The sequence below is a fragment of the Martelella sp. NC20 genome (assembly GCF_013459645.1).
Taxonomy (GTDB): Bacteria; Pseudomonadota; Alphaproteobacteria; order Rhizobiales; family Rhizobiaceae; genus Martelella.
On sequence record NZ_CP054863.1, the window covers coordinates 232,873 to 247,319 of the forward strand.

14 protein-coding genes and 1 pseudogene are annotated in these 14,447 nt (G+C 58.2%); 4 read left to right on the plus strand and 11 right to left on the minus strand.

The window, feature by feature from the left end; all coding sequences use genetic code 11:
- Positions 1-55: 55 nt before the first annotated feature.
- From HQ843_RS29050 to HQ843_RS29065, 4 genes and pseudogenes are all read right to left on the minus strand, one after another.
- Entirely contained in the window at positions 56-1,102 is a 1,047-nt protein-coding gene (locus HQ843_RS29050) for a DUF7146 domain-containing protein (RefSeq protein WP_180903577.1), read from the minus strand.
- Positions 1,099-1,689, minus strand: a complete 591-nt coding sequence (locus HQ843_RS29055) for a hypothetical protein (RefSeq protein ID WP_180902484.1) — start codon at positions 1,687-1,689, stop codon at positions 1,099-1,101. Before HQ843_RS29055 ends, HQ843_RS29050 begins: the two co-directional genes overlap by 4 nt.
- Before the next feature lie 14 nt (positions 1,690-1,703).
- A pseudogene (locus HQ843_RS29060) lies at positions 1,704-3,710 on the minus strand (strawberry notch-like NTP hydrolase domain-containing protein); the annotation flags it as partial.
- A 424-nt stretch (positions 3,711-4,134) separates the two neighbouring features.
- Positions 4,135-4,560, minus strand: a complete 426-nt coding sequence (locus HQ843_RS29065; protein ID WP_180902483.1) for a VOC family protein — start codon at positions 4,558-4,560, stop codon at positions 4,135-4,137.
- A gap of 68 nt (positions 4,561-4,628) precedes the next feature.
- Between HQ843_RS29065 and HQ843_RS29070 the strand changes: the two genes are divergently transcribed.
- The gene (locus HQ843_RS29070; protein ID WP_180902482.1) at positions 4,629-5,219 is read left to right on the plus strand and encodes a TetR/AcrR family transcriptional regulator; all 591 of its coding nucleotides are present in this window, start codon (positions 4,629-4,631) and stop codon (positions 5,217-5,219) included.
- Positions 5,220-5,287: 68 nt separating this feature from the next.
- Here HQ843_RS29070 and HQ843_RS29075 read toward each other — a convergent pair whose 3' ends face one another.
- From HQ843_RS29075 to HQ843_RS29095, 5 genes are all read right to left on the minus strand, one after another.
- The gene (locus tag HQ843_RS29075; RefSeq protein WP_180902481.1) at positions 5,288-5,479 is read right to left on the minus strand and encodes a hypothetical protein; all 192 of its coding nucleotides are present in this window, start codon (positions 5,477-5,479) and stop codon (positions 5,288-5,290) included.
- Between the two features lie 78 nt (positions 5,480-5,557).
- Positions 5,558-6,115: a hypothetical protein gene (locus tag HQ843_RS29080; protein WP_180902480.1), complete on the minus strand. Its 558-nt coding sequence runs from the start codon at positions 6,113-6,115 to the stop codon at positions 5,558-5,560.
- A gap of 126 nt (positions 6,116-6,241) precedes the next feature.
- Entirely contained in the window at positions 6,242-8,203 is a 1,962-nt protein-coding gene (locus tag HQ843_RS29085) for a ParB/RepB/Spo0J family partition protein (RefSeq protein WP_180902479.1), read from the minus strand.
- A gap of 287 nt (positions 8,204-8,490) precedes the next feature.
- Positions 8,491-9,342 carry an anti-sigma factor family protein gene (locus HQ843_RS29090; protein WP_180902478.1) on the minus strand — a complete coding sequence of 284 codons (852 nt, stop codon included), beginning with the start codon at positions 9,340-9,342 and terminating at the stop codon, positions 8,491-8,493.
- Positions 9,339-9,854, minus strand: a complete 516-nt coding sequence (locus HQ843_RS29095) for an RNA polymerase sigma factor (RefSeq protein WP_246710495.1) — start codon at positions 9,852-9,854, stop codon at positions 9,339-9,341. Before HQ843_RS29095 ends, HQ843_RS29090 begins: the two co-directional genes overlap by 4 nt.
- A gap of 180 nt (positions 9,855-10,034) precedes the next feature.
- Here HQ843_RS29095 and HQ843_RS29100 point away from each other — a divergent pair, with 180 nt between their 5' ends.
- The 3 genes from HQ843_RS29100 (at position 10,035) to HQ843_RS29110 (ending at position 11,972) form a co-directional block, all read left to right on the plus strand.
- Positions 10,035-10,436 (plus strand): DUF4168 domain-containing protein, encoded by a 402-nt coding sequence (locus HQ843_RS29100; RefSeq protein ID WP_180902477.1) that lies wholly within the window; start codon positions 10,035-10,037, stop codon positions 10,434-10,436.
- A gap of 91 nt (positions 10,437-10,527) precedes the next feature.
- A complete protein-coding gene (locus tag HQ843_RS29105) occupies positions 10,528-10,743 on the plus strand; it encodes a DcrB/PsbP domain-containing protein (protein ID WP_180902476.1) in 216 nt (71 codons plus the stop codon).
- A 596-nt stretch (positions 10,744-11,339) separates the two neighbouring features.
- Positions 11,340-11,972: a hypothetical protein gene (locus HQ843_RS29110; RefSeq protein WP_180902475.1), complete on the plus strand. Its 633-nt coding sequence runs from the start codon at positions 11,340-11,342 to the stop codon at positions 11,970-11,972.
- A 189-nt stretch (positions 11,973-12,161) separates the two neighbouring features.
- Here the strand turns inward: HQ843_RS29110 and HQ843_RS29115 are convergent, their stop codons facing one another.
- Together HQ843_RS29115 and HQ843_RS29120 are read right to left on the minus strand one after the other, a co-directional pair.
- On the minus strand, positions 12,162-12,377 hold the full coding sequence (locus HQ843_RS29115) for a hypothetical protein (protein WP_180902474.1): 216 nt from the start codon (positions 12,375-12,377) through the stop codon (positions 12,162-12,164).
- Between the two features lie 626 nt (positions 12,378-13,003).
- Positions 13,004-14,086, minus strand: coding sequence for an IS630 family transposase (locus HQ843_RS29120; RefSeq protein WP_180899062.1), 1,083 nt, complete (start codon positions 14,084-14,086; stop codon positions 13,004-13,006).
- Positions 14,087-14,447: the final 361 nt, after the last annotated feature.

Consider the following 14,447-nt stretch of genomic DNA (forward strand, 5'->3'; position numbering starts at 1 on the left):
ATACAAGCCGCTATGGAAAACGACTTGTCAGGCGAAACCGTGCGTCGGCCAAACGTTATGGTATGCGCAGACTGGCCCATGCTACCGGCCCGGTGATCGCCGCCATGACCTGCCGGTTGAGATTGTCACGAAGGACCTGCCTTCCGAGCTGTCGGAGATCATCGTTGAAGTCGCCGAGCGTCGGAACAAGATCGACCACCTCGATGCCTCGTTTTTCAGCACGGCTGCGCAACTGGCGGCTTGCCAGTTCGCCGGCATCATCGTTGTCGCGGCCGATGAACAGCCTCGTGCAGCTTGATGGCGGATCGAACAGCGAAAGATGTGTCGCCGTCAGACAGGCTGCCAGCTCCGCGGCCGGATACACCGAGCCGATGGACAACACCGTTTCAATGCCTTCGCCGGCGATGATGTCGCCTCCCGCATTGCTTGAGTGAAACCGCACGGCGTTACCATAAAGCTGGCCCGAAACCCGTTTGGGCTCGGTGATGCGCGCGACAGAGTTGGTTTTCACATCGAGCCAGGTCCGCGCACATGCCATGACCGTGCCGTCATTGTCCGTCACGGCCGCCAGCATGGCCGGCAACTGCCGGGACTGGCCGTCCTCATCGCGAAAAAAGACGCGGGGGTGGTACTTGAGGGCCGGGCCGAAGCGGCTGATATCCCTTCCGCGCAGATAGCGCTCTACGGGCGTATCCTTGAACGGCTTGCCGTAAGAGAAGAGCTTCCGCCCGGATTCGACCTGATCGACATTGGAGGGTGGCTTTTCGTGATCGTTCCCGGCTCGCTCAGGATAATCCGATGCCTCTGGAAGATTCAGGAAGCGACGGGCTTCCTTGCAGGTTTCGGCAAAACTGCCCGCCCCGACGATACTTTCCAGCAGATCAAGAAGGTCGCCGTATTCATGGGTCGCGCGATCGGCCCACTTGCCAGCCTTTCGCGCGCCAGCGTCTTTAAGGCGCACGGCCATGGATCTACCGGCGTCACCGTATTTGTTGCCAACCTGCCAATAATTGCCCGCCCGCCGACCGGCGGGCAGATAGGTACGGCAGAACTGTTCGGCCCGCGCAGCGAGCTGATCGGAAAGCTGGGAGGCGGAAATCATGTCCACCTCTCCCTGACTGCGACGATTTTCGTGCCTTCCAGCACTTTTGCGAGAACGCTTTCGCCGTCCGGAACGAAAAGGCGTGTCTTCCATGCGATGGTCTCCGTATAGCAGCCAAGCGCTTTGAAAGCTTTCAAATCCCCCGGTTTGAAGTCTAGCATTTCGATACGGTAACGATCCATCACTTTCGACCGCCGAAGCTTGATTTTATTGGACAATGTGAATTGGGCATAACCAATGAGGAGGGCTTTCAGCACCTCCTCGGGATCAAGCTTGATGGCATCCGAAACGCCAAGCTGAGCCGCGAGATTGACCGCATCGATATGGGTCAGCATGCGGCCCAGGATACGCTCTCCGTCCTCGGCAGTGAGGCGGTAGACCTGCGTGTTGGACTGTGGAAGGTGCTGCCAGATCGGCAGCAGAAGGCCGGCGACAATCGTGATCGTCGATGTGTCGAATTGGGGGATGGTCTCAACCTTGGTTGCCCATGCCCTTTCGAACGCAGCGCGATCGACCGGCTTCCAGCTGGAATCCGCCAGCGTCGATCGGTGCATCGCCTTCTTAAACATCGACTGGATCAACTGCACGCGTCGGATCGGATCAGGTCGCGTGAAATCACCTCCATGGCAGCGATGCCGCCGTCCTCCATGGACGCGATGAAATCGGCCCGCGTGCTGAACGGAAAGTCACCGGTCTGCCAGAGGCCGAGCCGTGAGGCATAGGCCAGATTGCTGACCGTTGTGGCACCGGTTGCCGAAACGTAGAGAACCCGCGCATTAGGTACGGCATTCTGCAGCAGAAGACCCACGCGACCCTGCTCCGACGGCTTGCGTTCGCCGCGCTCGCCCTTGGCGCTGACGGCGTTGGCGATTGCATGGGCTTCGTCAAACGCTATCACGCCGTCGAAGTCATGACCGATCCAGTCGAGGATCTGGGCGAGGCGGCTTTTCTTGTCCTGCTTGGCCTGACTGCGAAGTGTGGCATAGGTCACGAACAGAATGCCCGGCTGATCAGGGATCGACCGGCCCTGCGGAAAGCTGGAAATCGGAATGATATCGGAGGCCACTCCGCCGAGCGCCTGCCAGTCACGGCGAGCGTCCTCAATGAGCTTGTCGCTGCGAGATATCCAAAGGGCCTTGCGACGGCCCTTCAGCCAGTTATCGAGAATGACGGCCGCGACCTGTCGGCCCTTACCGCAACCGGTCCCATCACCGAGAAAGAAACCGCGCCGGAACCGTGCGCTTTTCAGGACGGTCTTCGAGGCGTCCTCCGGCAGCGCTTCGACCGAAAAGGCGCTGGCTTCAGCCTTTGCCGGCTGGATCGACGCAAAGTCATCGACCACATCGTAAGTGCCTTTCAGAAACGTTTCATGGGCCTCGCCGACATAGATCATGGTTTCGAGCTGAGGGGCTGACAAGACGCCATCGGCTATCAGCTGCGCTGGAAGGCGGGGCCGATAAGAAGGAAGCGGGGCCTGTGCGGACGCCATGGCGGCCGACTGGACCAGTTCGCCGGGATGCGGCTTGGCGTGATCAATCGCGATCGTCTGAACCTCGTAGGGCTCGTAGATTTCATCGGAGCCCTGACCGCCGTCGCTGATGTGGTCGCGAGCCTGATAGGCGACGTCGCAGATCTCGGGGTTATCCAGGGGATGCGCTGCGGATGTTTTAACGGTCGCGCGTGCCTTGGCGCGGATCTGTGCCAAGGCAGGGGCGGCCGGAGCCGGGTGCGGCGCTGTCGACGGAGTTGTCTTCGCCAGCCGGGCAGGGCAGTGCTCAACCACAAGGTCCAGCAGCTCGCCCGCGGTTTCGCAGCGCGCAAACGCCCGCGGTTCAACCGACTGTGGCACCTTGTCGAACACGGTCAGGCGCGTTTCGACGGTCGTGCCATGCCGCGCATAGGCTTTGCCCGAAATCGAAGCGGTGAAGACAACCGAAGCCGTTTGCTGCAGATCGTTGAAAAACGAGCGCCACGAATGGGATTGTCCGGTAAAGGAAGCGCCGGAAATCAGCACAAGTCGGCCGCCAGTACGAAGTCGGGCGAGGGCAGAGCGCAAGTGATGCGCAGTCGCGGCCCTGAAACGGCGGGTAACGCCCGGCGCGGCCGAAAATGGCGGGTTCATGAGAATGGCCGACGGATCGACCGACGGGTTGAGCCGGTCATGGATCGTGCCGGCATCATGGCGGGTAACCGCCGATCCGGCGAACAGTTCACCCAGCAATGCAGCGCGCGTTTGCGCAATCTCGTTGAGATGCAAATCTGCGCCGGCCATGGCGGCGAAAGTGGCCAAAAGTCCTGTGCCGGCCGATGGTTCTAGAACAAGATCGTCAGCCGTGATTGCCGCCGCATGTGCGGCGGCGAACGCCAGGGGCAGGGGAGTGGAAAATTGTTGAAGGGCCTGAGATTCATCGGAGCGCTTCGTCTGGCTCGGCGACAGGCTGGCGATGGTCTCGATCATCGTCAGCAATTGCTGCGGCGTCTTCGCATGTTTGCGCATGGTGGCGCCGTATTTTTGCAGGAATAGAACCTGGGCGCATTCGGCAGCTTCATAGGCATGCTTCCAAAGCCAGGTTCCGTCTGTATCGGAACCGCCTGAGGCCCGTTCCATGGCATCGCGCAACGCAGATGACGAGATGCTGGCTCCGCTTTCGAGGATCGGTAACAAGATCCTGGCTGCGTTCAAAATGGCAGTGGGATCATCGGTGACAGGGGTTCCGGTCGTAACAGCTTCGACAATGGTCATGGGGATCTCCGGCTTGGTTGACGGTTGAGACCTCCCCTTTCTCTGTCCTGGGAAGGTTCAAACCTTCCCGATCCCCCTCTTGCTTTTGGTCCGAAAACGAACCGCAAGATAAAAAAAGCCGCCCGGTTCTTCGGACGGCTTTTGATTTGTCGAGATGGGGGCCGGTTCCGGTAGAGGGCCGAATGACACTCTAACGAGCGATGCCCCGTTGCCCGTTGGATGATGCGCGAATGTCAGCTAACGAGTGCGATGCCCGAATGGTGTCATCGAGCCTCGCTTCGTGCATGGGTCAGGTGGGCAGAGCGTCAGCCATATATTGATCGACGAACTGACCGACAGGTGGAATCGGCTTGATTACATCGATCAGGACCCCGTTTGGATCGCGCGTGATGAAATGTCTTTGGCCAAAGTCCTCATCCGTCAGGGCTTTCAAGATCGGCAGTCCCGCCTTCTCGGCGCGCTCGAATTCGGCGTCGACGTCCTCCACCTCGAAGTTCAGGATCAGGCCGCTAGTCAACCCGCGACCCTCGGCGGGGATCGTCTCGTGATTGCCCTTCAGGATCGCGAGGTTGACCTTGGGATCCTCGCTCGACTGGAGGTGGCAGTACCAGTCCGCATCGAAGCTGACCTTGAAGCGGAAGTTGTCGATGTAGAAGGCCCTGGTCGCGCTCACATCTTCGGTTTGGATGACGGGGTAGTATTGCGTGCATTTCATGTTGCGCTTCCTCTTTTTGATACATACAGTCTGCATGTAAGAGATACATAAACATACAGGCTGCACGCATGCAAGAAAAACCTGAAGTCCGATCGAACAAGGACCGCACGGAAGGAACCCGGTCCGCACTATTGGCCGCGGCCAGGCAGCTGTTTTCCGAAAAGGGTTATGCTGAGACCTCAACGCCGGAGATCGTAAGGGCAGCGGGGGTAACTCGAGGCGCCTTGTATCATCACTTTGAGGACAAGGTGGCGCTCTTCCGGGCAGTCTTGACCGAGGAGTACCGCGCGGTCGCAGAGGAAATCACCGGTTTGGCCAATTCTGTGCCGGGATCGGCCATGGATGCGTTGCGGCAGGGCAGCCGCGGTTTTCTCAAAGCAATGGCTGTCAAGGGACGCGTTCGGATCATGCTTCGTGATGGCCCGACCGTGCTTGGACAAACGGAGCTCGACAAGATCGACCGGGACACTTCGGCGGATACGTTGCGATTGGGCCTCACGGCGGCAATGGAGGCAGGTGAGATCAGAAGGCTCCCGATCGATGCACTTACCGCGCAGATGTCTGCCCTATTCGACCGGGCTGCCTTGGCCGTTTCTGAAGGCGACGATCCCGACGATCACCTCGCGGTGCTTGACGCCATCTTCCTGTCGCTCAAGTAGCGGCGAGACCTGCAAGCGGCCGTATTTCCACGTATCGCGAATCGCCGCAAAGTCCGCATAGCCAAACTTCACCGTCCGATTTCGCTGCACGATGCCCGGGACGGCGCGCTATACCTGTGCTTGTCTCCAAGGTTATAACGGGGATGCCAGCAGATCATCGTGCCCAACGTGTCGCACTCGACACGCGGGTTCATCGGATCGGGATCGGGCACGATCCGGATTGTCTTGTCATGAAGGGTTTCGCGGTGCAGTTCAAACATGCCGTGCTCCTTGTTCAGATACACGGCGAAAGCGCCGCCCTCGAACATCGAGGCGGCGCTCGGGACTGGTGGCTACATTTAGGCATAGTGCGAAGCGTAGCACGGCTTTCCATCCCACAGACGGGCATGAATGAAGGATTCCGGGTTGAAGCCACTGTTGGAGATCCTGACGCGGCGGGCAGGACCGATGAAGTGGTCGGCATACGGAACGACATGCTCGGTCATCGGCGCCTCATTCTCGCTCGATGCGTCAACCGATCCGATCGGCCGGACCTCGGCCATGGACTTGCCGACGAGCTTTGTGACCTGCCAGAAATCGACGTTGGTTTGGTCGTAGCCCCAGGATGCAACGAAGATATGGCCGACCTCGATGCCAGCATTAGACGGCTGATATCGCGTCTTGCTCGCAAGTGTCCTGCGGCGGTCCCGAAAGCCTTCTTCGATCCGCTTGTCGCGCGCTTCCGGAGTTTTGAACCAATAATGCCACTCGTGGCGCGCACGCTTGCCGACGAACAGCTTGGCGCACGGCCTGCCACGATTTTCGAAAAGATAGGCGACGGCATCGGATTCCAGATCGGAACGCTCTTCCGCACCCTCGGGGATGAAGTCTTCTCGTTTCGGTTTGTGCGTTTGCATCGGTTTTGTCTCCGTATCGAACGGCGGAGAAAACAGCTTTCTCGGCTTTGTTCGCCGTTCACGGAAAAGACGGCCGCCCTCTACCTTGAGAGCGACCGCCCACCGGAGACCTGGGGGTGATGGAGCCTATTCAGCGGCTGTTTTCAGGAATGCCGGAAGCACGTCTGGTTCCGGATTTTCGGCTGGGGTTTGCTGCTGTTCATCAGATATCTCGAAGGCCATGCCCTCGGGCAACCAACGCGCTGTGCGTCGAGCCGTTTCCGGATCGATGCCGACACACTCGTCAGCGCCTTCCCGGAAAGCAGCTTCCATCGAGGCGGCCAGCGCGTTTTTCTTGAAATCGCGACGTTCATCGGCCCACTTCTGCCCGATCACATCAGCTGCAACGGCAAGGGCGTGCTTTTTGGGAACGCGCGACCAGTAATTCTTCGCGTCCGGACGCCAGCAATAGGCAACGTCAGTTTTGCAGCGGTGACCAATTTCCTCGACAACGGGCGCGCTGTGGTCGTCATTCGCCAACTGCTGCTGAACAGCTTGTGCCGTCGCCCAGGCGAACAGCGCCTGCTTCTTTTCGATCGGCAGGGCGGACATCGTGTTGAAGTCCTGAGGGGTTTCGAGCGAGATCCACGACAAGTCGAGCGTCCCCTTGATCTCGTCGAGCATCGCAGCCGCGACCGTGTCCTCCAGATATTCACGGCTCTTGAACACTTCCGCCTGACGCATCGAGATGTCGATCGGTGCGGCGGCATAGGCGATGGGCAGGCGGACGATCATCGAATAGAGCATCGCGTCGAACGCGGTTTGATAGTCGCTCGCAAGGTGAGCCTGCAGGTTCTGGTGCCTGATGGCGCGCAGATCTGCCGAAAGAGAATTCGACACGCCAGCTTCTTTGCGCTTTTCCTCGGCTGACATCGCTTCAGAACCTTCAGAGCGAACCTGCTGTGGCTTGTCGTTCGGATGCACCAGACCGGTCTCAACCCTCAACGCTCCGCGGTGATCGATGGACACAACGCAGCCTGCCCGGGCGCGCTGTTCATCGGTGTATTCCGACCGCTTCACGTCTGCGGATAGCGCCTCCAGATCGTTATGGAGTTGATCCCAGCGCGCCTGCACCTCGTCGGTCCAGGCCTCCTCGCCGATCTCCTCCATCTGCTCGATCTCGCCGTTCAAGGCATCGAGCTTGGCCTGATCCTCGGGGGCCGGCCCGACGGGGAGGGGGTATTCGCGACCATAGCGCATATACTGGTCATAGGTGACCGAGAGATGCACATCGACCCACTTCCACTGACCTTTCAGCTTCTCGGCCTCCGCGTTCAATGCCTCGGTCGCCAAACGATGCAACAAAGCAACATCTTCAAGAACAACGTCATCATCGTCGGAAAACAGATCCTTGCGCAGTGCACCACCGGCCGCAGCATAGGCGTCGACGCCAACGAATTGTGCGACCGGATCAGTCGTCGCAACCTCGTTCTCTGTAGCCAGGTGGCGAACCTGATAGGGGTTGATGCCGTGATAGGTAGACCTGAGCTGTTCGAAGATCTCGACCTGCCGGCTCCGGTCCTTGCAGATCGTGAACGCCGTCAGCGCGTCCAGGGAGAGTTCGTCGTTGCGAAAAGCCGTGAGAAGAACCGGATCGACCTCGGCCAGTTTGAGGCGGCGCTGCACGAGGTTTTCGGTGACGCCGAACTGGTTGGCGATCTCGGTCGTCTTGAAGCCCTTTTCGACCATGGCCGCAAAGGCTTCATACTGGTCGGCGGGATGCATATTGGCACGCACGACGTTTTCTGTCGTGGAGCTGATGAGAGCCTGCTCCTCGGTTTCGACCTTGCAGGGTACGGTCGTGTCGGCCGGCAGCGCGCCTTCTTCGATCAGCGCCTGCAGCTGCTTCAGCCGGCGGCCACCGCCATGGACCAGGAACTTGTTCTTGCCTGCGGGATAGACGAGCAGGTTTTGCTTGATGCCGCCGTCGGCTTTGATCGAGGCTTTCAGCTCCGCATCGGCGGCCGCACCGGCCTCGGTCTTCCGAACGTTGAGCGGGCTGAGCGTGAGCTGCTTGAGGGGGATGATCTTGATGGCGTTAGAGGTCATTCTTGTTCTCCGGTATCGGCCGGGAGGAAAGATTTTCTCTCCTTTTGGAAGCCCGGCAACCGGGCTTCGCTGAACTCTTCCTCTGTCTATTAGTGAAAACGAAACAGCTGGCAAAATCAACGTTTCGGTTGCCTTTTGTTCTTTCATATGTTGCATAAGCTTCGTTGCGGACATTTCGCAGCCAAGGCCCCCACTTTGGCGAAACCCCTGTACGAGGCAGGCGCCGCAACAAAAAACGGGCTTCGCCGCTGCGCGAAGCCCGTTTGGTTTCGATGCCTATAGCGCGTCTAGTTTTCAACCGTGGGTGCCACGAAATCAGAAGAGGCGGGGCCCAGTGGTTTATCAACCGAGGCCGCGATTGTTGATTCCGGCTTCGTAAAGTGCAGCCCTCGGATCGATGCCTCCACCGTATTGGCGATACGATCCGCATCCAAATCTTCAGCATCGGTGGTCAAGGCGACAGTCATGGGGCCAACGCTCATGAAATGCGCTATGGTGTCGCCACTTTTGTTAACTTCGGTTCGGCTTCTGACCATGTCTTGCGAAGGCTGCATGAAGATTTTCAGAGTTTTCCCGTTCGCACCTTGATAAGTCAGACGAACGACGCCGTCCTGCGGCGTGGTTGGCTCTACTCGCGACACGAGCCGGTACCCTTCAGATGAGAGATCAGGAGCGGGAAATGCGAGCCAGAGCCGATTTTCAAGCGACCCCGCCTGGGCCGTCACCGTTGATACCGGATGCGGGGAAATGGAATTTTCCGACAACGTCACGGCATTCATGAACGCGGTGGGTAGCGTCGCTCTATGAGGCCGGAACTCATCATAGAAGTAGCCGAGCAGACCAGCGCCAGCCAGTGCGGCGGCCAGCGAGGCTGCCCTGGCAAGACTTGCGCCGGTGCGGGCCTGCCTGTTCCAGACTGCTGCACGCAGATGGGCAGGGACCGGCTCCACCTTATGGTTGAGGCAGACCTGCCGGAGAAGATCGTTCTGCCGGCGCACCTCCTCGACGAATTCCCGCGCCGTCGGATTGGAATCCAGGAAGGATTCGACGGCGGCCTTCCGTTCAGGGTCGTCTTCCAGCAACCCATCAGCGAATGCCAAGAGATCGAGTTCCTGTATCCTGTCTGATCTGGAATTCATTTCACGCGCCTCAGCAAGGTCGTTTTCGGGGATCGGGAACGGTTTTCCCGCAGGGCGGCCCGCCCTCTGGAGAGCCTTGATCGTACGGTGCCAACAGGCAGATCCAACAGTTCGGCAACCTCATCATAAGCCATTCCATCAAGAGCGACGAGGAGTATGATTACGCGCTGGTCGGCAGGGAGGCGGTCGAGTGCCTCTGCGATGCCGATGCATTCAACCCGATCCTCCTGATCAGGCAACTGGACCGCGACCCTGTCGATCGCCTCCTGATCATAAGGCGTCGAGCCGGGTTTCTGCGTTCGGACGCGATCAATATAGGTCCGATATAAAATCCGAAACAGCCAGGATCGCAAACGTCCCTTGCGGCCCCACAGGCGCCACTTCCTCAACGCGCGCTCCAGGGTATCCTGAACGAGATCGTCGGCTTCGTCCTGATCCCGGGTCAATGCGAAAGCATATCGCCGCAGATGCGGTATCTGCCTCTCGATCATCCACCGCAGGTCATCGCTCATATTTCTTATCCTGACATTCAGTCGCTACAGCAACTGACGGGCCTGGACAGAAAAAAGTTCCCAAAAAAAGAATGGAACCAATCATCGCCTGCCGTCGTCTGTTGTGTCGCCATGATGGCAAATCAGTCAACCCGCGACGACATGCTGCCTGGTATCGTTGTTGCAAATTGAAAGGACGACATGACCTACCCATTCCAGAGAAAACTCGCCGCATCCATGATTGCCGTTGCCGCATTCTCGATGTCTTCCACGGCCGTCTTTGCACAACAAGCTCCTGCGCCAGCCCCGACGCCTTCCGGCGCGCAGGGCTCGTCCGCGATCGATCAAGAGGCGATCGACAACTTCGCCGTGGCATCGATTGAAATTCAGCAAATCCTGGCCAAATGGGAGCCTCGGCTCAACAGCGCGCAAAGCGAGGCTCAGGTCCAGGAAATCAGGGAAAATCAGCAGGAAGAGCTGATGGCGGCGCTGCAGGCCAATGACCTTGATATCACGGCTTATAACACGATTCTTCAGGTGGCCAACAATGACCCTGAGCTCGCGCAGAGAATTCAGCAGCGGCAGCAACAGTTGCTGCAATAACGGCTACCTCTATTCAAGAGAAGAGGAACCCCGCACCGGTCATGGCATATGGAACGCCGTGGCCGGAACAAAGCAGAAGGAGGACTGAACGATGCGTAAACTGCTCACGCTGGCCTTTTCCGGGCTGATGCTCATGGGACTTGCCGCTTGCGGTGACGAGAATGCAGGCGACAACGCAAACAGTAACCCTGACATGACGGCTCCCGCGGAACCGGGCATGGCTCCGGCCGATCCAGGCGGCGGCGCAACAACACCGCCGAGCCCGGGTGAGGGAACAAATCAGGGCTCCGGCTCCGGCCAATTCTGAAAAATTCTTGACAATAGCAGGGACGGAACCGGTCTCCTCCGGTTTCGTCCCGTAGCCTATCAACTTCAGTGGGTCCATTCAGGTGCTATCGCTGGAAAGCGGCGACCCGGCGGGCGGAACTCAAGCACCAATGACCGACGAGATTCCGAACTGCTGATATGCGAATCAAACAAGGTAATGGTGTAATGTATAGAACTGCGATGTGTTTAATTTTTGGTGTTGCTTTCCTAGGATTGACCGCCTGCAACGGCAACCAGACGAAGCCGGTCAATGGATCTTATTCCTCCACTGGCTTTGACAGCAGCGCGCCCGTCAAGGTGAACCCTGACGCAGGGGGAAGTCCTTTCTGATCTACACATGTCGCGGTCTGCCTCCGAGGGATCGCAATCCTGTCCAGGCCGGGAACTTTTGACACGGGCGAGGATCGCGATTGTCGCCAGCCTAACCTGGCTTATGTGATGTCGGTGATCCACCTGCATCAGCTTTGATCCGACTACCACCTGATAGTGCGGATCCGTTTCGACCCCGGTTCCCGGCCACGGGCGCGCTTTCCGACCGTCGACACATGCTTCCATTGTTCGAACGGAGAACAACAGATGAGCAGGGTTTCCACAGCTATTGCCTTCGCTGGATTTTTGTTTGCGGGTGCGAGCTTCGCCGAGGACTACAGATGCGCCAGCTTCGCGAATGACCTTGACGAGCAGGCGAGCGGGCAGATTGGCGGTGAGGCGAGCGCTGGTTATCAATTTGCGGTGTCACAGGGCATCGTTGATGGCGTATTTGCAGCCAGCCGGAGAACGACACTGGCAGGCCCGCAGAACCAGACGCGTGAGCAGTTCAGGCAGGCTGTTGCCGGCAGGTGTTCCAGTCATCCCGATGAGACCGTCGAAGAGGCTGCGCTCACCGTTTCCGGGCTGCTTCCGGACGCTGCCGAGTATCGGCACCTGTCACTACTTGAGTTCAATTTTACGAAGAGTGCCATCGTGGGAGAGAAAGTGTCGCTATCCGGAAGTCTCCTGGTCAGCAGCAGCACTGCGACCCTTTTCAGCGAAGGGTCGAATACCGACTCGATCAAAATCGATATAGCACAGCTCGCTCGCGCCGATCGGGAATACCTTCTGGAGAACTGCACCGATTTCTGTCAGATCACTATAAATGGCACAGTATCAATGATGAAGTTCAGCGAAGGCCTGACGGCTGATAGCATTGAGTATGTTGACTTGCGTTAATAGTTTCCCTGCTCTGACCGCCTACTTTCGCAGACTGAAGAGCTCTCCCGCGGCGAACGACGATGGCACCCGCACAGAATGGAATTTTACCAGCGGCTCAGGCGAAGCGTTTTCAAAAACTGTCAATCTGCGTTGTAATTTACAACGCCGATTGACATACCAATGCCGACCACCCTACGCCTCAAAGGTTCAAATTCTATTGCCCTTAATGATGTGGCGAATACCCCATCCCGCCGCCGCGATGAGTCCAGCGAGCATAATCAACAGAATCATGCTCTGGGCTTCGACGCCGCCGCGCCGGCCGCTATCAAAAATTTGGATCAGCGTCACCACGGTCACAATCGCAATCAGGCCTGCAATCAAAAGGCAACCCCAGAATAACCCATCGGCAAGTTTACGAAGCATTCCGCTCTCCAATTTGCGCGTGATCTTCGTTAAATAAGCATTACATCTTATTCAAGGTTTCAGTTTCTTGGCGGGCTTTTTTGCTCGGCGTGCGCGCCTACCGTTTAAATATCAAAAAAAAGCCGATTTCATTTCTAGCAGTGCCCCCAGATGTCAATTGCCAGCGCTTGGCACGCTGGCAAGGTCCGCGTTAACAGTTCACTCTTAGTCGCGGATGCTCCAAAATATGAACCATATGAAAAACGCCAATGCAATCACGGCGGCTCCCCCATATGCCCATAGTCGCCAACCTTGATCGGAGATCAGATAAGCAATCCCGAACAGAAGCGCTCCGAATTCAGCGGTTATAAGAAGCGAGGCGCAGATAGCATCTGCTAAGGTATTGATGGGATCAGACTCTCTACGCGATCCCATCACATCTGCATCCCGATATGATGAAAAGGCTTTGACCTAGTCGCTGGCAGAACAGATAGTCCGGATTCTGAATCAATTCTTACAAATACGCGTAAGAAAACGCGCGTGGCAGCAAACGCTACCGCGAAAAACTTTAGCAGCATAGTTTCAATTCCCGTATCGTGTGAGTATCGCGAACTATCGATACTGAAAGTTGATCGATAGTCCCGCTTCTAGTGGTTTGATTCCAACGTTTGGAACCCTCGGTTTCGTGCGGTGATGATGTCCTCGGGATCGGCTTTCCAGACAAATGGCTTGGGACAGTCAGCATTGTATTCGCGCACGAAACGGTTGATTGCGGCCTGCAGATCGACGACGGAATGGAAGACCCCGTATTTGAGCCTTCGCCGTGTGAGTTTGGCGAAGAAGCCCTCGACGGCGTTGAGCCAGGAGCAGGATGTCGGGGTGAAGTGGAAGGTCCAGCGCGGATGGCGGGCGAGCCAGGCGCGGACCTTGTCCTTTTTGTGTACGGCGTAATTGTCGAGGATGACGTGGATGGCCTTGTCTTGCGGCACCTCGCGCTCGATGCGGTTGAGGAAGCGGATGAACTCCTGATGGCGGTGGCGCTGCATGTTCTGGCCGATGACCGTGCCATCCAGCACGTTGAGCGCGGCAAACAGAGTGGTGGTGCCGTGGCGCTTGTAATCGTGGGTCATGGTGCCGGCACGGCCCTTCTTCATCGGCAGTCCGGGCTGGGTTCTGTCGAGAGCCTGTATCTGTGATTTCTCGTCAACCGACAGCACCACGGCATGGGCCGGCGGGTCGACATAAAGACCAACGATGTCGGTGAGCTTTTCGGCGAAGGCTGGATCGTTGGAGAGTTTGAACTGCCTCCAGCGATGCGGGCTGAGACCGTGAGCCTTCCAGATCGCCTGAACCGTCGAGGCCGCGATGCCGGCGACCCTGGCCATGGCGCGCAGCGTCCAGTGTGTTGCCTCGTGCGGCGGCGGTTCCTGCGTCAAGCGGACGATCTCGGCAACACGCTCCGGCGGGACCGGCGCCTTGCCGGGTGGCCGGGACCGGTCATGAAGCAGGCCGTCGACGCCCTCATGCATGAACCGCTCCTGCCAGCGCCACACACAGGTTTTCGACTTGCCGGTCTCGGCCATGATCGCCGAGGTGCCCAGACCATCGTCGCTCAGAAGGATGATACGTGCCCGCCAGACGTGCTTCTGTGGGCTGTTCGGGGCCGCGACGATGGCGCTCAATCGCTGCCGGTCGTCGGGAGATACCGTAAAGGAAATGTTGCTGCGCATGCCGCAGACTCGCACATCTCAAAGCGGTTGGGAATCAACCAACGGACTCCTTTGATCCGATCAATCCACTAGCGCAACTTGTTACGACCGAAGGGAGGAGCACGCGGTTGATAGGCGGCGCCATTCTGCACGAACCAAAGCCCCGTCAGCGTAACGGGGCAGAACAGCAGAAACAACAAATGAAGAAGAGGCGGTCGAATATGGGCGGTCCGTCCGCCGGGCCACTTTCCAGGGTCATCAACTCTGTTGAACCTAGGACTATCCTGCGGGCGCAGAACTATCTCGGACAGGAGACTTGCTTCGACAATGGCTGCCCGGTCCGGAGAGATAGAATTGACTCCGGCAACGCCCCACTGATGGC